A 17,937-nucleotide genomic window follows, 5' to 3' on the forward strand; every position below is an offset into this window, starting at 1 on the left:
TCTTCTTTCTCTTGTGGCAGACAGAAGGCTTCGGCTGCGCTCCCCCTCCTCTTCGTGGCGTCTCCGCTGATCCTTGTTCGCCCCCCGCCCACCCCCCCCCCGCCCCCCCCCCCCCCCCCCGCCGCACCTGACGCATCACGCGGGCACTCTCCGGCTGCGCGCCGGCACTGCCGCGTCCGTAGCGCGGGCCGCGGTTGTCGTCGGACCATCCCTCGGGCCAGTCATTCATGCGCCCCAGTGTGCAGGGCGCCGATATGTGCTCGACAAGGGATGTCGGAAAATCAGGGCCCCGCTGTTGCGAACCCGACACAAATTCCGCGAATGCGCCGTCGGCATAGGGTGGAGGGCATGACAGACCAGGCCACGGACAGGGATCCGGACATGGAACCGGACATCCCGGGCAAGCCCACGTCCGCTTCGCGCACCACCCTCAGCCACATCATGACCCACAGCGACACCAACCTGCTGGGGACGGTGCACGGCGGGGTGATCATGAAGCTGGTCGACGACGCGGCGGGCGCGGTGGCCGGCCGGCACTCCGGCGGTCCCGCCGTCACCGCGTCCATGGACGAGATGGCGTTCCTCGAGCCGGTCCGCGTCGGTGACCTGGTCCACGTCAAGGCGCAGGTGAACTGGACCGGCCGGACCTCCATGGAGATCGGCGTCCGGGTCCTCGCCGAGCGCTGGAACGAGTCGAACCCGGCCACCCAGGTCGGCTCGGCCTACCTGGTCTTCGCGGCCGTCGACGCCGACGGCAAGCCGCGCCGCGTGCCGCCGGTCATACCGGAGACCGACCGCGACCGCCGCCGCTACCAGGAGGCCCAGATCCGCCGCACCCACCGCCTGGCCCGCCGCCGGGCGATCAGGGAACTGCGGGAGAAGAGGGCGGCGGAAGGCTTCGAGGACTAGGGGGTTGCGGAGCGGTCCCTCAGCAGACCACCTCGTTGCCCCGCACCACGCTCTCCTCCGGCTGTGCCGGATCCTCGAACCGTACCTTCCGTACGTTCTTGAAATCCGCGCCCGCCGTGACCTTCAGCAGCGGCCCCTGCCCCGGCACCGCCCGCAGCTCGCTGCCCGGCAGGGCCGCGGCCAGGGAGCGGGCCGAGCGGTCCCAGCGGGGGTCGTAGAAGATCACCGTGCGCGGCACATGGGCGGGCGCGGTCACCGGCCGGCGAGTGGTGGCGAAGCCGGTCGCCGCGAGCGCCGCGTCGACCCGCTTGGCCAGCCCGATCGTCCCGGTGCCGTTCGCCACCTGGACCCGGATGGTGTCCGGGGCCACCTCGACCGGCACCGGGACCCGGGCCGGGTCGCGGTGCGGCCGGTCCACGCTGAGCGGCTTGTCGTCGCGCAGCGACCGGAACAGCTGCTCCGACTTGGCCGGGTCCCACTTCAGGGTCGAGCCGATGCCCTTGACCTGGAAGTTCATCTGTCCGATGGGGACGGTGGTGAACTCGGACGAGGACGGCGCGAAGTTCCGCATCGCCCGGCCGAGGTCGAGCAGCTCGTCGGTGCCGAAGCCCGCGTCGGCGCGGACCGAGCCGAGCACCGCCCGGGTCACGTCCCGGAACCGCATCGGGTTCAGCAGCACCCCGGAAGAGGTCGCCTTGTCGAGCAGCGCGGCCAGGAACCGCTGCTGCCGCTTCATCCGCCCCAGGTCGCTGGCGCCGTCGAGGTGCCGGGCCCGCACGTACTGCAGCGCCTGCCCGCCCCGCAGGGTGTACGTGCCGGGCGCGAGGTCGAGCCCGGTGTACTTGTCCTTCAGCGGCGTCGGCGTGCACACCCGGACCCCGCCGAGCACGTCCACGGTCCTCATGAAGCTGGTGAAGTCGACCTCCAGATAGTGGTCGATCTTCACGTGGGTCATGTTCTCGACGGTGCGGATGGTCAGCTGGGGGCCGCCCTCGGCGTAGGCCGCGTTGAGCTTGACCGGGTGCGGGCCGTGCCGCCGCCCGGAGTTCTGGTCGACGTGCGCGGGCATCTCGGCGTAGGAGTCGCGCGGCAGGCTCACCACGGTGGCCCGCTCCCGGTCCTCCGAGATGTGCACGATCATCATGGTGTCGGTGCAGTGGCAGGGCTGCCCGCCCAGCCGGTAGGCGCGCCGGTCCCGCTCGCTGATCTTGTCGCGGCCGTCGGTGCCGACCAGCAGCAGGTTCATGCCGTGGCCGGCCTGGGGCCGGTTCTTCATGTCCTTGAAGGCGTCGATCCGGGCGATGCCCGCGTCCAGGCTGGTGACGACCGCGTGCCCGATCCCGGCGGAGGCGAGCACCACGACCGACAGCGTGGTGACCGCCCGCATGGCCCAGCGCGGCCGCCGCGGCGGCCGGACGGACCGCACCGGCCGCTCGGGCGGGCGCGGCACCCGGCGGGGCGGCTGCGGGCGGCGCCGCGGCCTGGGGGCGCCTGCCGCGCTCTTGCCAGTGGGGGAGGGGGACCGGGGCGGGCTGGGCAAGGAGGACACCTCCGGACGAGGCCGTGCGTGGGATCCGTGAGCACAGTAGGCCGATACGATCTCCAGCCCGCGCCGCAGGCCCGGCGGCGCGCATCCGTGTCCCCCGTTCGCGGTAACGTGAGGCTCCTATGAACGCCAAGCCCGACGTGCGGCTCCCCGCCGTGTCAGTGATCATGCCCGTCCTCAACGAGGAGCGGCACCTGCGCGGGGCCGTCGAAGCGATCCTCGCGCAGGAGTACGCCGGCGAGATGGAGGTCGTGATCGCCCTCGGTCCGTCCACGGACCGCACGGACGAGATCGCCGCCGAGCTGGTCCGTGAAGACCCGCGCGTGCACACCGTGCCCAACCCGACCGGCCGCACCCCGGCCGCGCTGAACGCGGCGATCAAGGCGTCCCGGCACCCCATCGTGGTCCGGGTCGACGGCCACGGCATGCTCTCGCCGAACTACATAGCGACCGCCGTGCGTCTCCTGGAGGAGACCGGCGCGCAGAACGTCGGCGGCATCATGCACGCCGAGGGCGAGAACGACTGGGAGCACGCGGTGGCCGCCGCGATGACCTCGAAGATCGGCGTCGGCAACGCGGCCTTCCACACCGGCGGCCAGGCGGGCCCCGCCGAGACGGTCTACCTGGGCGTCTTCCGCCGCGAGGCGCTGGAGCAGCAGGGCGGCTACAACGAGGAGTTCATCCGCGCCCAGGACTGGGAGCTGAACTTCCGGATCCGTGAGGCGGGCGGGCTCATCTGGTTCTCGCCGGAGCTGAGGGTGTCGTACCGGCCGCGGCCGTCGGTGCGGGCGCTGGCCAAGCAGTACAAGGACTACGGCCGCTGGCGGCACGTCGTCGCCCGCTACCACTCCGGCTCCATCAACCTGCGCTACCTCGCCCCTCCGACGGCGGTGTGCGCGATAGCGGCGGGCCTGGTCGTCGGCGCGGCGCTGACCCCGTGGGGCCTGGTGATCCCGGGCGGCTATCTGGCCGCGATCGCCGCGGGCTCCGTCCCGGCCGGCAAGGGGCTGCCGCTGAAGGCCCGGCTGCAGATCCCGGTGGCCCTCGCCACCATGCACATGTCCTGGGGCTGGGGCTTCCTGACCAGCCCCAAGTCCCTGGCGAGGAAGGTCATCGCCTCCCGGCGGCCCGCGGTCCTCGACACCGTCTGACGGGAGCCGCGAAGGGCCCCTCCTCGGACCGAGGAGGGGCCCTTCGGCGTACGCCGGTCCGTCAGTGCCACTGGTAGGGCTTGTACACGTCCATGCAGTCCCCCTTGTCGGAGGCGTTGACCGCGTCGGTGCCGTCGGGCAGGTCGCCCGCCTTCGGCTTCGACGGCTTGGGGTAGGCGCTGCCCGTGCGCCAGTCCGCGCCGACGACGACCGTGACCCCCGACACGTCGGTCGACTTCTGCACCTGGCTCATCGGGATCCCGAGCGCCTTGGCGACGGCCTGCGCGTCACCCTCCAGGTCCGCGCTCGGATACCGCACGACCGTCTTGTCCTCGGCGAGGCTCCCCGAGGTGTCGGCCTGCGCCCGGGCGTAGCCCTTCCGCACCAGCTCCTGGCCGATCGCCGAGGCCCGCTGCTGCACCGCGGCCTCGGTGGAGGTGCGGGTGGCGTTCTGCACCAGCACCCCGAGCCGGGCCGCGTCGAGCGAGGGCTTCTTCGACGGCTCGTCCTTGTCCGAGTCCTTCTTCCCGTCGGACTTCCCGCCGTTCTTGTCGAACGCCACGTCGTCCTGGAGCATCTTCCACAGCTTGTCGGCCTTGGCCTCGTCCGGCACGACGTGGTTGCCCGGGTCCTTCGGATCCGGGATGTTGGGCATCGTCACACTGGTGACGCGGTCGGTCGGGACCGACTTCATCTGCATGCCCAGGCCGTACAGCTTCTTGACGGTGGCGACCTCCTCGGAGACCTTCAGGGACTTGGTGGCCGCCTCGGCCAGGTCCATCAGCCGGCCGGTGTCCGTGAACACGTTCTGCTGCTTCAGCGTGCGGACCATCGAGTTCAGGTACATGTGCTGGGCGCGGGCCCGCATCAGGTCGCTGCCCCAGGCGTGCCGGGTGCGCAGCCACTTCAGGGCGTCCTCGCCGTAGACCTTCTGCCGTCCGGCCTTCAGCTTCAGCCCCGAGCCGCCGCGCTGACTGGCCGTCGAGCGGTCCCAGACGTTCTGGTTCACGCAGACCTCGACACCGCCGATGGCGTCGGCCATGCTCACCACGCCCGCGAAGTCGATCGTCATCCAGTGGTCGATGTAGACCCCGGTGAGGTTCTCCCAGGTGAGCAGCGTGCAGCCGGCCCCGCCGCGGGCCAGGGTGACGTTGATGATGTCGTTCGTCGGCGGATAGACCTTGCCGGTCTCGGGGTCCGTGCACTTGGGGATGTCCACCCGGGTGTCCCGTGGGATGCTCACCATGGCGGCGCTCTTGCGGTCCGCCGAGAGGTGGATGAGCATCTGCACGTCCGCGAGCGGCGGGTCGCCGACGTGGTCCCTGCTGCCGCCGAGCTTCAGGTTCTCCTTGGAGTTCCGGCTGTCGGAGCCGATCAGCAGGATGTTGAGCGGGGTCTGGCCGGCCGCGTTGGGAGCCGTCCGGTGCGCCTTGGAGTCGTCGCCGTTGGCGCGCTTGCCCTTCTGGATGTTGCTGTTGAGATGCTGGTAGTACAGATATCCGGCGCCCGCGGTGCCGAGTATCACCACCGCCAGCACGGTCGCCGACCAGCGCAGCACGCGCCGTCTGCGCCGTCGTCGGTCGACCTTGGGACCGCCTGCCCGCCGCCCGCCGCCGCGCCCGCCTCCGCGCCCGCGTCGGCCGGACCGCGCCGGCGCGTCCGTGGTCGTCGGCGTGAGCGACATCGTGTCCTCGACCGCCGGAGCCTCCCCGCGCACCTCGCTCTGCGCCAAACTCCCTGCCCTCCCCACCCTTGCGCCAAGCAACGGGCCCGTCCCGCGTCGGGTTAGACGCACGACGGGCCCCTTGGGTTACCTACGAGGCGCACTTCACCTTGTCCGCCGTGGACTTGTCGACGTCCGGAGCCTTGGCCGACGGTGTGAGGGAGACCCCCGCACCCTTGAAGTCCTTGCCCAGGGTCAGCGTCATCGCCGGCAGCCCCTGGGAGTTGGTCACGCTCTTGCCCGGTTTCAGCGCGGCCCCGGACAGGCCCATGATCGCCGCCAGCCGGCGCGCCTGGGCCGCCTGGTCGGGCGCGTACTCCAGCGTGGTCCTGCTCAACTGGGCGGGCGCGTTGCCCGCGTTCTCCGACTTGGTCACGCCCTCGTCGTTCTGCAGCCAGCTCAGCACCGCCTGCGCGCTGCCGGCCGCGGCCCCGCCGTTGAGGATGCGCACCCGCACCTCGGAGGCCGGCGCCTTGGAGCCCTTGAGCCGGGCGGCCTGCGCGTCCTTCGCCGCCTTCTGCTTCTTCTTCACGTCGGTGAAGGAGACGTCGTTCTTGATGGCGTCGAAGACCGCCGGGGCCTTCGACTCGTTGAGCACGACCGTGCTCTTGACCTTCTCCGCCGGGTTGTCCACCACCGGCACCGTGGTGAAGGTCAGGTTCTTCGGGTTGAGCTTGCCCAGCTCCAGACCCAGGTCCTTCAGTTTGCCGATGCTGTCCAGCTTGTCGTCCACGGTCAGCGCCTTGGTGCCCGCCTCCGCCAGCTTCACCATCTTCGTCGGGCTGCTGAGCGTGTCGTTCCCCTTCAGCTTGCGCATCAGCGCGCTCAGGAACTGCTGCTGGAGCCCGATCCGGCTCAGGTCGCCGCCGAAGCCGACGGAGTGCCGGGTGCGCACGAACGCCAGCGCCTGCTCACCCGAGATGTTGTGCGTGCCCTCGGACAGCTTCAGGTGCGAGTCCTTGTCGTCGATGTCCTTGGCCAGGCACACCTCGACCCCGCCGACCGCCTCGGTCAGCGTCTTGACCGCGTTGAAGTCGGCCACCATGAAGTCGTCCGGCTTGATCCCGGTCAGCTCGGTCACCGTGCGCATGGTGCAGCTCGGCGTACGGTCGTCCTGCCCGAGGCTCGTGTTGAAGCGGACGCCCTCGGAGCCCGGGATGACCTTCTGGCTGCCGTCCTCCTGCTGCGTCGGGCAGTCCGGGATGTCCACGATCAGGTCACGCGGGATGCTCAGCGCGGTCGCGTTGGACCGGTCCTTGGAGACGTGCAGCAGGATCGTGGTGTCGGCGTGGCCGACGCTGCCCGAGTCGCCGTAGCCCTCGTTGCCCTTGCCGGTGCGCTTGTCCGTGCCGATCAGCAGGATGTTGATCGCCTCGTCCTTGCGGAAGCCGCCGGTGCTGGCGCCGTCGTCGGACACGGACGTGATGTTGTCGTTCAGGTGCTTGATGTAGAGGTAGCCGGCGGCCGTCACGGCGACCAGGACGAAGGCCATGGACCCGCCGGTCCACAGCAGTATCTTCTTCGCCGTCGACTTCTTCTTCACCGGCCGCCGGGACGCGCGCCGCCCCTGCGGCGCCTCGGGCTCGGCACCGCGGCGCCGGGCCGAGCGCGGTGCCGGCACCTCGGCGCCGCGCGCGCGGGACGGCTGCCGGCTCTCCCCGGCCGGCCGCCGCGTACGCCCGCCCGTCGCACCACCGTCCCGGGAGGACGGTCTGCGCGGTCCGGGAACCGGCGACTGCGCTGCGGAAGGGCTCAGTCGCAGTTCGTATTCGCCGGTGTTCGGATTGAGTACCCACTGGTCTGCGGGGTCGATGTTGTCCGCCCGCCCACGGCCTTGCGCGTCCACGGTTGTCCGAATCCTCCGTCGGGGCCACGCGGCGCCTTCCCCCTCCAAGGCGCTCGGGTCTCGGTGAATCAGTGCACGGCCCCGACTAAGCCCGTCGGACCTCGCGGCCAGGTGCACCGGACCGCTCACACTATCCGCCCAGTTCAGCGTCGAGCGACGCCGGTGACAAATTCCACCTGCCTACAACCGGGCAATCCCCCTCATTTTCTGAACGGAAGTTCTTCCTTCAGGCCGCGCGCCTACGCACAGGTCTGCTCGGCGGCGGTGTTCCCGCGAAACGTCGGCGCGGGCGAAGGGCCGTCCGGGCCGCCCGTCCCTGTGTCGCCGCCGGGAACTTTCTGTGAATTCTCCTGGCTCACCACCACCGGCTGGTCGTCCCGCAGCCGTGCGAACAGCTTCTCGGCCTCCGGCTCCACGAGTTGGTCACGGTTGGCGTCGTAGACGTACGACTCCCTCGGCACCGTGAGGAACTGGGTGCGTTCGGTGGGGATGTCGCGCAGTCCGCGCACCAACTGGTACAAGCCACGCAGACTGGCAAGTTCCGGATCGGTGGTCAGCGCGGAGGTCGCCGCGTCCAGCACCGGGTACAGCTTCACCGGGTTCAGCAGGACGTCGTTGCTCTGCACCTTGTTGACGAGCGCGCCGAGGAAGCGCTGCTGCCGCTCCATCCGTTCGGTGTCGCTGCCGTTGCCGAGCGACTTGCGGGCCCGTACGAACCCGAGCGCCTGCTCCCCGTCGAGCGTGACCCTCCCCGCGGGCAGCCGCAGCTTCGCCGCCTTGTCGTCGATGGGCTCCTTCAGGCACACCTCGACGCCGTCGACGGCGTCCACCATCTCCTTGAACCCGTGGAAGTCCACGACCATGTGGTGGTCGACGCGGATGCCGGTCAGCTTCTCGACGGTCCGGATCGTGCACGCCGAACCGCCCACCTGGAAGGCATGGTTGAACATCGCGAACACCGGGTCGCTGCGCCTGCCGTCCGCCTGCCGGCAGCCCGGGATGTCGACCATCAGGTCCCGGGGCAGCGAGACGGCGGTGGCGCTGTGCCGGTCGGCGGCCAGGTGCAGCAGGATCGTGGTGTCCGACCGCTCGCTGCCGAGGTCCCTGCCGTACTTGGCGTTGCCGTCCCCGGCCCGGGTGTCGGACCCGATCAGCAGGATGTTCTGCGCGTCCTTCACCAGCGCGGTGGGCCGCTCCCTCTCGTACCGGGCGAGTTCGGCGGCAGCGGCGTCGTCCGCGGTGATGTTGGCGCTGAGCTTGGCGTACACGGCCCAGCCGGCACCGGCGGCCGCGACGAGGACTACGGCCGCCCCCAGCGCGCAGCCGTGCAGCCAACGCCGCTGACGACGCCGCATCAGCCCGTCGCCGGTGGCCGAGGCCCCCGCTCCCGGACCGGGACCGAGGGGCCTGCCTGCGGTGTCGGTCACGGTGGGGCCATCCCCTCATGGCGTACGAACGTCGCGTCCTGCACTTACGACGATGGCGGGGGAGGGGGCCCGGGAGCGCCCTTTGCTACTCCGAACGGGGGACCGGCGTCCGTGCCGTCGGGCTTACCGTCGTACCGCCGTCACCCTCTCGCTCTCGATCCGCTTGGCGAGGCCTTCCTCGTCCAGCCGGTCGAGATTCCGGCACAGCACCACGGATCCGCCCACGGCCAGGGGCGAGAACAGCCCCGCGCTCAGCCCCTCCCAGGTGTCGTACGGCAGTCCGGACAGCAGCCTCGACCCGGGCCCCGTCAGGTCCAGCGAAGCCGCCTGGGCGGAGGCCCGCTCCACGACCTCCGTGCCGCTGAACTCCCGCCCGGCGACGATGAGCGCCGGCTCCTCCGGATCCACCGGGGCGAACGGGGCGAACCGGTCACCCTGCCCCGGCACCTCCACGGCGTAGTCGAGGAAGCCCTCCGGCGTCTGCGGGAACCGCCCGCCCAGCGGCCGCAGCGCCAGCGCCACCCGCTCGCCGGTGCAGGCGCGCGCGGCGTCCAGCGCGTCCGGCCCGCTCACCACGACGTCGGCCGCCGCCGGATCCCCGGCGACGTCCGCGACCGCGCCCACCGAGGAGCAGGCCAGCAGCCACACCGCCGTCTGCCAGTGCGCGGGCAGCAGCAGCGCGACCCGGTCGCCGGGCCCGGCGGAGAGGTCGCCCTGGAGGAGGTTCGCGGTCTTGGCCACCCAATTGGCGAAGGTGGCCACGGACAGTTCGACACGTTCGCCCGTGGCGTCGTCGTAGAAGGTCACCAGCGGGCGGCCGGGGTCCGCGGCGAGCGCGGAAGTCAGCAGGTCGGCAGGGGTGCGATCGGTGGCGTTCACCCGGGACAGGGTACGCGCGGGCGGGCGCGCGCGGCGGGTGGCGGTGCCACCGGTTCGGCGGAACGTTTCCCGACACACCGTCAGTTTCCTGATGGACAGATATGTATGACTATGTCCAAGATCATGCACATGCGTGGATTCCTCACCTCCTGCCCCGGCGTCTCCCCGCTCGCCGCCTGCTCGATCGGCGTCACCCTCGCCGCGGTCGTCGCACTCGCCCCGGCCCCGCCCGCGACGGCGGGTACGCGGGTCCCGTCCGCGACGGCGGGTACGCGGGTCCCGTCCGCGACGGCCGGTACGCCGGCCGGGTCCGCGGTCCCCGGCAGCACCCGGTCGCTTCCGCTCGCCCCGCTCTCCCGGGAGCGCGTCCTCGGCGCGGCCCCGGAGCAGGGCCTGTACCGCACCGGTCTCGCACGGTTCGCGCTGGTCGGCGTCGTCTGGGACGACCCGGACACCGAGCTGCACGGCCAAGTGCGGGTGCGCACCCGGTCCGCCGCGACGGGGGAGTGGTCCGGCTGGGAGGACGTCGAGACGCACAACGCCGACCACGGCGCCGACGCGGGCACGGCGGAACGCTCCTCCCGGCGGCTGCGCGGGGCGACCGCACCGCTGTGGGTGGGCGACTCGGACGGCGTGGACGTACGGGTGCGCGCGGACGGCGCCGGGGAGACCCGAGGGGCGCGTGCGGGCGGGCCGCGGTCCGCGCTGCCGTCGGGGTTGCGGCTGGAGCTGGTCGATCCCGGCGGGGACACGGGGGAGACGGAGCGGACGGAGCAGATCGCGGAGGGGAAGGCGGTGCCGGAGGCGGGGGAGGCGGTGCCCGGGAACCTGCCGGCCGACGACCCGCCCCGCACCGCCCTGGACACCGAGGCCGCGCTCGCCGCCTCGGCCGCCAACGCGGACATCACCGACTTCGGCTCCTACGCGATCCCCGAACTGGACCAGCGGGCCACCGAACGCGAGCTGGCCCGGCTCCAGGGGTCCGGGCCCCAGGACCCCGCGCGGGCGAAGCCGTACATCGGACCGCGCCCGCGGATCGTCACGCGCCGGGGCTGGGGCGCGGACGAGTCACTGCGCGAGCACGGGTTCGTCTACACGAAGGGGATCAAGGCGGCCTTCGTCCACCACACCGCCACGGGCAACACGTACACCTGCGCCCAGGCCCCCTCCGTCATCCGCAGTATCTACCGCTACCACGTCAAGAGCATGGGCTGGCGGGACATCGGCTACAACTTCCTCGTGGACAAGTGCGGAACCCTCTACGAGGGCCGGGCCGGGGGCGTCGCCAAGGCGGTGCTCGGCGCGCACACCCTCGGGTTCAACACGAACAGCATGGGCATCGCCGTGATCGGCACGTACACCGCGAGCACGCCGCCGGGCGGCGCTGTGACGGCCGTCGCCCGGCTCACCGCGTGGAAGCTTGGGCTCTATGGGGTCGATCCGCGCGGAAAGACATACCTCACGTCGGGCGGTGGCAATCTCTACCCCAAGGGGAAGAACGTACGACTGAACGTGATCTCCGGCCATCGGGACGGGTTCGCCACCGAGTGCCCCGGCAAGCGGCTCTACGCCAGGCTCGGCACGGCCCGCACCAGCGCGGCGAAGTACCAGGGGCGCTGAGGCGGGGGCCCGCGTTCACCGCCGTCGGGAGGGCGGGTGGGGCGGCTCGGGGGAAACCGCACGTCGATCTCGCGGGACACCGCGCGGCCATCGAGGGCGTCGTCGCACGGTCTGCATACACTGACCGGCCGAAAAGAGTGCGACGAGTAGTTCGGCCGGTCCCGGCAGGAAGCAGAGACGACAGGTGACAGAAGCGATCCTCCTGGTCGGCGGCAAAGGAACCCGGCTGCGACCGCTCACGGTGCACACGCCCAAGCCGATGGTCCCGGCCGCCGGGGTGCCGTTCCTCACCCACCAGCTGGCCCGGGCGCGGGCGGCGGGCGTCGAGCACATCGTCCTCGCGACCAGCTATCTGGCCGAGGTCTTCGAGCCGTACTTCGGCGACGGCTCCGGGCTGGGCCTGCACATCGAGTACGTGACGGAGGAGGAGCCCCTCGGCACGGGCGGGGCCATCCGCAACGTCGCCTCCCGTCTGCACTCCGGTCCCGACGACCCGGTGCTGATCTTCAACGGCGACATCCTGACGGGGCTGGACATCAGGGCCCTGGTGGACACCCACGAGTCGACGGGCGCCGATGTCTCGCTCCACCTGACGAAGGTGACGGACCCGCGTGCCTACGGCCTCGTCCCCACCGACGACACCGGTCGCGTCCTGGCCTTCCTGGAGAAGCCGCAGACGCCGGAGGAGATCGTCACCGACCAGATCAACGCGGGGGCGTACGTCTTCCGGCGCTCGCTGATCGACATGATCCCGGCCGGCCGTCCCGTCTCGGTGGAACGCGAGACCTTCCCCGGCCTGCTGGCCGCCGGCGCGCATCTGCAGGGCATGGTCGACTCCACCTACTGGCTGGACCTCGGCACCCCGGCCGCCTTCGTCCGCGGCTCGGCCGACCTGGTCCTGGGCCGGGCCCCGTCCCCGGCGGTCCCCGGCCGCTGCGGCGACCGCCTCGTACTCCCCACGGCGACGGTGGCGCCGGACGCGAAGCTGACGGGCGGCACGGTGGTGGGGGAGGGCGCGTTCGTGGCGCAGGGCGCGCGGATCTACGGCTCCACCATCCTCCCGGGCGCCGTCATCGAACCCGGCGCCGTCATCACCGACTCCCTCATCGGCACCCGCGCCCGCGTCGGCGAACGCTCCGTCCTCACCGGCACGGTCATCGGCGACGGCGCGATCGTGGGCGCCGACAACGAACTCCTCCAGGGAGCCCGGGTCTGGTGCGACGCCCGCATCCCGGCGGGAGCGGTCCGCTTCTCCTCCGACCAGTAACCCACCCGGGGGGCCACACCCCCAGCCCCCCATCGCCCCGTCAGGTGTCGCGTTGCGTCTGCGATGCGCGCCCGGTCAGCCGTCCGCGCCCCGTCAGATGTCGCGCCGCCTCTGCCACGTGCGGCCCGTCAGCCGTCCGCGGCCCGTCAGATGTCGCGCTGCGTCTGCCATGCGCGCCCGGTCAGCCGTCCGCGGCCCGTCGAGGGTTGCTCGCGCAGTTCCCCGCGCCCCTTCGGGGCGCCGGCAGCCGCCCGCAGTCACGCCGCCGTAGCTGCGAGCGGGCGTGCTGCTGGGGCAGTGGCCATCCGGCAGTGGGCTGTCTTGCCGTCGTAGCTGCGCGCGGCCGCGCAGCCGAACCGGCGTAGCTGCGGGCAGCCGTGCCGCTGGGGCGGCGCCCACCCGGCAGCGGGGCTGTCTTGCCGTCGTAGCCGCGGGCGGCCGCGCAGCCGAACCCGCGTAGCTGCGGGCAGTCGTGCCGCTGGGGCGGCACGGGTGGGCGCAGCGGCACCCCGTCAGCGCGGGCGAGCGTTCCAACCCCCGCCCAGCGAGAGCCCCCCGCACCTGTCAGCACCGGTGAGCGAACCCGCCCCCGCCCAGCCCAGCGCAGCGCCCCGCGCCTCACAGCAACCCGATGTCCACCCGCCGCATCTTCGGCGCACGCCGCCCCGGCACGGACCCGCTCAGCAGGATCAACCGAGCCGCCCGATGCCGCTGCCCGGCATACGGCTCCAGCAGCCGCAGCATCTCCGCGTCGTCGGCGTCCCGGTCCCCCGCCAGCGCCCACCCCACGATCCCCGGCAGATGCAGATCCCCGACGGTCACCGCATCCGCCGCCCCATGACTGCGCTGCACCACTTCCGCCGACGTCCACGGCCCCACCCCCGGCACGACCTCCAACCGCGCCCGAGCCTCGACCGCCGGCATCCCCACACCCTGCTCCAGCCGCGCAGCGACCCGCACGGCCCGCAGAATCGTCGACGCCCGTTTGTCGTCCACCCCGGCCCGATGCCACTCCCAGGACGGAATCAGCGCCCAGGTCCGCGCCGTCGGCATCACCCACATCGGCCGTTCGCCCACCCCCGCGGGCCCCGGCGCCGGCTCCCCGAACCGCCGTACGAGCCGCCGCCACGCCCGGTACGCCTCGTCGGTGGTGACCTTCTGCTCCAGCACGGACGGAATCAGCGACTCCAGCACCAGCCCGGTCCGGGTCAGCCTGAGTCCCGGCCGCCGGTGCCGCGCCAGCGCCACCACCCGGTGCCGCGGCACGAACGCCTCGGGCTCGTCGGCGGCACCGAGCAGTTCCGGCAACTGCTCCAGCAGCCACTCCGCACCCGGCCCCCACGCCTCCCCGAGCACCTCACCGCCGTAGGCCCGCACCCGCAGCGTCCCCGGCCCGGCGGGCGTACGGCAGGCCCGCCACACGGACCCGTCCGCCGTGGCCCGGAACGTCGGGTCGGCGGGCCCGCGCCGCAGCGGCCCGAGGGTCAGTCCGAGGTCCAGCGGCCCGTCCGGCACCCACCGCCGTACCCGCGCGGGCGCCGAAGCCTGCCGCGGTATCCCGCCGACGGCCCCCGCGGGTACGGCGACATGCCCGCCGCGCACGGTCGTACGCGTGGGCCGCTGGGGGAAACGTCCTGCCACGAATGAGTCCTAGCGAATGAGTCCCGGAGGTACCGGTGCCGCCCTACGAGACTAGGCGGTGCCCGGAGTGTTTCACCGCACTTCGACGAACGCCCCCGCGTCCCGCTCGGCCCGCGGTCTCGGCTCCTCCGCCGGGCAGCCGACCGCCACCGCGCCCATCGGGTCCCAGTCCGCCGGCAGCTCCAGCACCTCGCGCACCACGTCCCGGCAGAACATCGTGGACGACACCCACGCCGAGCCCAGCCGTTCCCCGGCCAGCGCGACCAGCAGGTTCTGCACGCCCGCGCCCATCGCGACCACGAACATCTCCCGCTCGGCACCGTCCCGCCGGGCGTCCCCGTAGGTGTGCGAGCCGTCCATGACGAGGCACGGCACGATCAGGTACGGCGCGTTGCGCAGCACGTCACCGCGCCGGACCCGCTTGGCGATGGACTCCTCGCTCTTGCCGTCCCGGCGCAGGTCGGCGATCCAGGCGTCCCGCATCGCGTCGAGCAGCCGTACCCGCGACTCCTCCGACTCCAGCAGCACGAACCGCCAGGGCGTGGTGTGGTGCGGCGCGGGCGCGGTGACCGCGGCGGCCACCGCGCGGCGGACCGCGCCGGGGTCCACGGGGTCGTCGGTGAACGCCCGCACGGTGCGGCGCTGGGTCACCGCCTCCCGCACCGCCTCTGAGGTGCCGAGCCGGAACATGTCGTCCTGCGCGCTACGCACCAGCGCCCGGGCGCCCGCCCCGTGCTCGTCGGCCACGACGTGGGGGAGCCCGCGCACCACGGCCACCGGCCGGCCCTCCGCCTTGCCCTTGACCAGGTCACCGGCGGCGGCCAGCTCGTCCGCCGTGGCCACGACGGTCGCGCTGAGCGGATTGCCGTACGCGTCCGTGCCCCCGCGCAGGTCGTCCAGCACGCGTACTCCGGCGGCGCCGATCGCCACGTCCGTGAGCCCGGCGCGCCAGGGCCGCCCGAAGGTGTCGGTGACGACGACCCCGACGTCGACGCCGAGGGTGTCGCGCAGTCCGGCCCGGATCGCGCGCGCGGACGCGTCGGGGTCCTCGGGCAGCAACAGCACCGTCCCGGCAGGGGTGTTGGAGGCGTCGACCCCGGCGGCGGCCATGACCAGACCCTGCCGGTTCTCCACGATCCGCAGCGTGCCGCGCCGGGCCACCACGCGGACCGTCTCGGCGTCGATCGCGGCCTCCCGGTCGGCGGCCTGCACGACCCGGCCCTCGGCCTTGGAGACGATCTTGGACGTGACGATCAGCACGTCCCCGTCGGCCAGGCCCGGCTCGGTCCCGGCGATCAGCTTGGCGATGTCGTCGCCCGGCTGCACCTCGGGGATCCCGGACAGGGCCCAGACCCGGTACTCGGGCCGCTCGGCCGCCCCGGCGGACGCCGCTCCGCTCACGCCCCCCGCACCTCCTCGGCCAGCGCCAGCGCCTCCCGGGCCATCCGCGCGGTCGCGTCCACGTCGGTCATCATCAGCGGTACGGCCCGGCAGCGGATGCCGTCCGCCTCGACCCGCTCGACCGCGCCCGCGTCGACGGTGTCGACCAGCCAGCCGTCCAGCAGCCCGGAGCCGTAGTGCTCGGCGACCGCGGCGGCCGTCGACTCCACGCCCACGGCGGCGAGCACCTTGTCGGCCATGCCGCGCACGGGCGCGTCCCCGACGATCGGGGAGAGGCCGACCACCGGCACGCCCGCGTCGGCGATGGCCTCGCGGATGCCGGGCACGGCGAGGATGGTGCCGATGGACACGACCGGGTTGGACGGCGGGAAGAGGATGACGTCCGCCTCGGCGATGGCCTCCAGCACGCCCGGGGCCGGCTTGGCCTGCTCGGCGCCGACCGGGACGATCGCCTCGGCCGGGACGGAGGCGCGCAGCTTCACCCAGTACTCCTGGAAGTGGATCGCCTTGCGCTCACCGTCCAGCTCGACGGCCACATGCGTCTCCACGCGGTCGTCGGACATCGGGATCAGCCGCACGCCCGGCTTCCAGCGGTCGCACAGCGCCTCGGTGACCGCGCTCAGCGGATAGCCGGCGCCCAGCATCTGCGTCCGCACGATGTGGGTGGCGAAATCCCGGTCCCCCAGCCCGAACCACTCCGGGCCCACGCCGTAGGCCGCCAGCTCCTCCTTGAGGTGGAAGGTCTCGTCGCTCCGTCCCCAGCCCTGCTCCTCGTTGATGCCGCCGCCCAGCGTGTACATCACCGTGTCCAGGTCCGGGCAGACCTTCAGCCCGAAGAGGTGGATGTCGTCGCCGGTGTTGCCGATGACCGTGATGTCCGCGTCCGGCGCGGCCCGCTTCAGACCGCGCAGGAAACGGGCACCGCCGATGCCGCCTGCCAGAACCACAATGCGCATGGAGCCAGTCTTGCAGGCGGGTCCGACAACGCGTCAGACGACCACCGGACGTGCTTCGCAGTGCGGGGAGGCGTGCATGGGCATCTGGGTCAGGCCGGGGTGGTACACGTGCAGGCTGACCGCCGGCTCCAGCGCGTCGTTGACCACCTCGTGGACGTACCCCGGAGCGAACACCCGCTGGGCGCCCGCCGCCAGCGCGCGCGTGCCGCGCCCGGTGCGCTCGGTGAGGGTGCCCTCCAGGACGGTGAGCACGCCGGAGGAGGGCCCGTGGTCGTGCAGCCCGCTGCCCTGACCGGGCACCCAGGACAGCAGCCACACCTCGTAGCCGGGGCCGGTGCGCAGCCGGTGGTACCAGCGGGTGGTGGCGTCGTAGCGGACGAGGTGCGCCCACTGGTCGCGGTCGGCGGCGATCGAGCGGGCGAGCCCCACGAACTCGGAGACGGTAGCCGGGTGCTCGCGCGGCGGCTGGAGCAGGTGCGGGACTTCGAGGATGTCGCCGGCGATCTGGAGGTCGTTGTCGCTGTTCATCGGGGTTCGGTGGTCCTCGGTGAAGAGTGGGGGCTGGAGCTGGGGGTGTGGAGCCGGGGTGGCGCGTACGGTCCGCCCGGGTCACGGGCGGGCGGGGTGCCCTGGATGAGGGATCACGCAGCGGGAGACGCGACCGAGCCGGGATGGACTCGGGAACAGCCGGAGCGGGCTTGGCTCAACAGCTGGAACAGCAACAACAGCTACAGCGCGCGCGGGCGGCACCGAGGGACCCGGCGGTGCGGGTCGAGGTGGGTGCCAAGTTCGCGAGCATGCCCACTAGGGCATCGGTTCACACCCGCACTGTCAACTCGACGCCCGGTATGTGGGACATGTTTCACCTCATCCGGGTCACCTGAGCGGCGAAAGGTTTGCTCACGAGGGAGCCGGGACACATGGGGCACATCCGAGCGCTCGAGGCTCGCGGAACGGGATCGAACACGGAGGCGTCCTTCTCCGTACAGAGATCTGTACGGGGTTGCGGCCGCCCCGCGGGTCCGTCTGCGTGTCAAGGTTTATGGCGATTTGAACACTTTCCGCACGGCCTTGGTTCCGCAGAGTGAATAACGGGCCCAATAGCAGATCTCGGCTTGACTCGCCCGGAGCAGCACACTTGTAATTTCACTCGTGTCGTTCAGCCGAAATCGGTAACGGCTACGCACGGGGACGCGAAAGACAGACGAGGGGCGCACATGACCGAGCTGGTGCAGCAACTGCTGGTCGACGACGCGGACGAGGAACTCGGCTGGCAGGAGCGCGCGCTGTGCGCCCAGACCGACCCCGAGTCCTTCTTTCCCGAAAAGGGCGGCTCCACGAGAGAGGCCAAGAAGGTCTGCCTCGCCTGCGAGGTCCGCTCCGAGTGCCTCGAGTACGCCCTGGCCAACGACGAGCGCTTCGGCATCTGGGGCGGCCTGTCCGAGCGCGAACGCCGCCGGCTGAAGAAGGCCGCCGTCTGACCGGCCGCCTGACCATCCGTACGGCCCGTACGACCACAAACGTCGCGAACGGCCCGTCGCCCGTGGGTTGTCCACAGGCGGCGGGCCGTC

14 protein-coding genes are annotated in these 17,937 nt (G+C 72.2%); 5 read left to right on the plus strand and 9 right to left on the minus strand.

From position 1 onward, the window contains the following. Positions 1-348: 348 nt before the first annotated feature. Positions 349-909: an acyl-CoA thioesterase gene (locus ACZ4U1_RS11405; protein ID WP_467902205.1), complete on the plus strand. Its 561-nt coding sequence runs from the start codon at positions 349-351 to the stop codon at positions 907-909. Between the two features lie 19 nt (positions 910-928). On the opposite strand, the gene ACZ4U1_RS11410 is transcribed toward ACZ4U1_RS11405, so the two are convergent. Further along, positions 929-2,449, minus strand: a complete 1,521-nt coding sequence (locus ACZ4U1_RS11410) for an LCP family protein (protein WP_467902207.1) — start codon at positions 2,447-2,449, stop codon at positions 929-931. A 128-nt stretch (positions 2,450-2,577) separates the two neighbouring features. Between ACZ4U1_RS11410 and ACZ4U1_RS11415 the strand changes: the two genes are divergently transcribed. Next, entirely contained in the window at positions 2,578-3,606 is a 1,029-nt protein-coding gene (locus ACZ4U1_RS11415; RefSeq protein ID WP_467902209.1) for a glycosyltransferase family 2 protein, read from the plus strand. Positions 3,607-3,667: 61 nt separating this feature from the next. On the opposite strand, the gene ACZ4U1_RS11420 is transcribed toward ACZ4U1_RS11415, so the two are convergent. The 4 genes from ACZ4U1_RS11420 to ACZ4U1_RS11435 form a co-directional block, all read right to left on the minus strand. Beyond that, the gene (locus ACZ4U1_RS11420) at positions 3,668-5,338 is read right to left on the minus strand and encodes an LCP family protein (protein WP_467902211.1); all 1,671 of its coding nucleotides are present in this window, start codon (positions 5,336-5,338) and stop codon (positions 3,668-3,670) included. Positions 5,339-5,420: 82 nt separating this feature from the next. Next, positions 5,421-7,175, minus strand: coding sequence for an LCP family protein (locus ACZ4U1_RS11425; protein ID WP_467902213.1), 1,755 nt, complete (start codon positions 7,173-7,175; stop codon positions 5,421-5,423). Between the two features lie 239 nt (positions 7,176-7,414). Next, positions 7,415-8,602 (minus strand): LCP family protein, encoded by a 1,188-nt coding sequence (locus ACZ4U1_RS11430; protein WP_467902214.1) that lies wholly within the window; start codon positions 8,600-8,602, stop codon positions 7,415-7,417. A gap of 123 nt (positions 8,603-8,725) precedes the next feature. Next, positions 8,726-9,481 (minus strand): TIGR03089 family protein, encoded by a 756-nt coding sequence (locus tag ACZ4U1_RS11435; RefSeq protein ID WP_467902216.1) that lies wholly within the window; start codon positions 9,479-9,481, stop codon positions 8,726-8,728. A 111-nt stretch (positions 9,482-9,592) separates the two neighbouring features. On the opposite strand from ACZ4U1_RS11435, the gene ACZ4U1_RS11440 reads away from it, so the two are divergent. Continuing rightward, entirely contained in the window at positions 9,593-11,101 is a 1,509-nt protein-coding gene (locus ACZ4U1_RS11440; RefSeq protein WP_467902287.1) for a peptidoglycan recognition protein family protein, read from the plus strand. Positions 11,102-11,285: 184 nt separating this feature from the next. Beyond that, a complete protein-coding gene (manB, locus tag ACZ4U1_RS11445; RefSeq protein WP_467902218.1) occupies positions 11,286-12,368 on the plus strand; it encodes a mannose-1-phosphate guanylyltransferase in 1,083 nt (360 codons plus the stop codon). Between the two features lie 618 nt (positions 12,369-12,986). Here manB and ACZ4U1_RS11450 read toward each other — a convergent pair. From ACZ4U1_RS11450 to ACZ4U1_RS11465, 4 genes are all read right to left on the minus strand, one after another. After that, positions 12,987-14,009, minus strand: a complete 1,023-nt coding sequence (locus ACZ4U1_RS11450; protein WP_467902220.1) for a DNA-3-methyladenine glycosylase family protein — start codon at positions 14,007-14,009, stop codon at positions 12,987-12,989. Between the two features lie 72 nt (positions 14,010-14,081). Then, positions 14,082-15,410: a coenzyme F420-0:L-glutamate ligase gene (locus ACZ4U1_RS11455; RefSeq protein WP_467902222.1), complete on the minus strand. Its 1,329-nt coding sequence runs from the start codon at positions 15,408-15,410 to the stop codon at positions 14,082-14,084. After that, the gene (cofD, locus tag ACZ4U1_RS11460; RefSeq protein ID WP_467902223.1) at positions 15,407-16,366 is read right to left on the minus strand and encodes a 2-phospho-L-lactate transferase; all 960 of its coding nucleotides are present in this window, start codon (positions 16,364-16,366) and stop codon (positions 15,407-15,409) included. The genes ACZ4U1_RS11455 and cofD overlap by 4 nt, the downstream gene beginning before the upstream one ends. A 33-nt stretch (positions 16,367-16,399) precedes the next feature. Continuing rightward, entirely contained in the window at positions 16,400-16,894 is a 495-nt protein-coding gene (locus ACZ4U1_RS11465) for a cysteine dioxygenase (protein ID WP_467902225.1), read from the minus strand. 689 nt (positions 16,895-17,583) lie between these two features. Here ACZ4U1_RS11465 and ACZ4U1_RS11470 point away from each other — a divergent pair. Next, positions 17,584-17,847, plus strand: coding sequence for a WhiB family transcriptional regulator (locus ACZ4U1_RS11470; protein WP_003975777.1), 264 nt, complete (start codon positions 17,584-17,586; stop codon positions 17,845-17,847). Positions 17,848-17,937: the final 90 nt, after the last annotated feature.

Source organism: Streptomyces sp. NPDC028928 (assembly GCF_055564915.1).

What these genes read in the sequence shown, in the direction of transcription:
- cofD (WP_467902223.1), bottom strand. Translation starts at nt 16,366, where the DNA reads ATGCGCATTGTGGTTCTGGCAGGCGGCATCGGCGGTGCCCGTTTCCTG.
- ACZ4U1_RS11415 (WP_467902209.1), top strand. Translation starts at nt 2,578, where the DNA reads ATGAACGCCAAGCCCGACGTGCGGCTCCCCGCCGTGTCAGTGATCATG.
- ACZ4U1_RS11465 (WP_467902225.1), bottom strand. Translation starts at nt 16,894, where the DNA reads ATGAACAGCGACAACGACCTCCAGATCGCCGGCGACATCCTCGAAGTC.
- ACZ4U1_RS11440 (WP_467902287.1), top strand. Translation starts at nt 9,593, where the DNA reads ATGTCCAAGATCATGCACATGCGTGGATTCCTCACCTCCTGCCCCGGC.
- ACZ4U1_RS11405 (WP_467902205.1), top strand. Translation starts at nt 349, where the DNA reads ATGACAGACCAGGCCACGGACAGGGATCCGGACATGGAACCGGACATC.
- ACZ4U1_RS11470 (WP_003975777.1), top strand. Translation starts at nt 17,584, where the DNA reads ATGACCGAGCTGGTGCAGCAACTGCTGGTCGACGACGCGGACGAGGAA.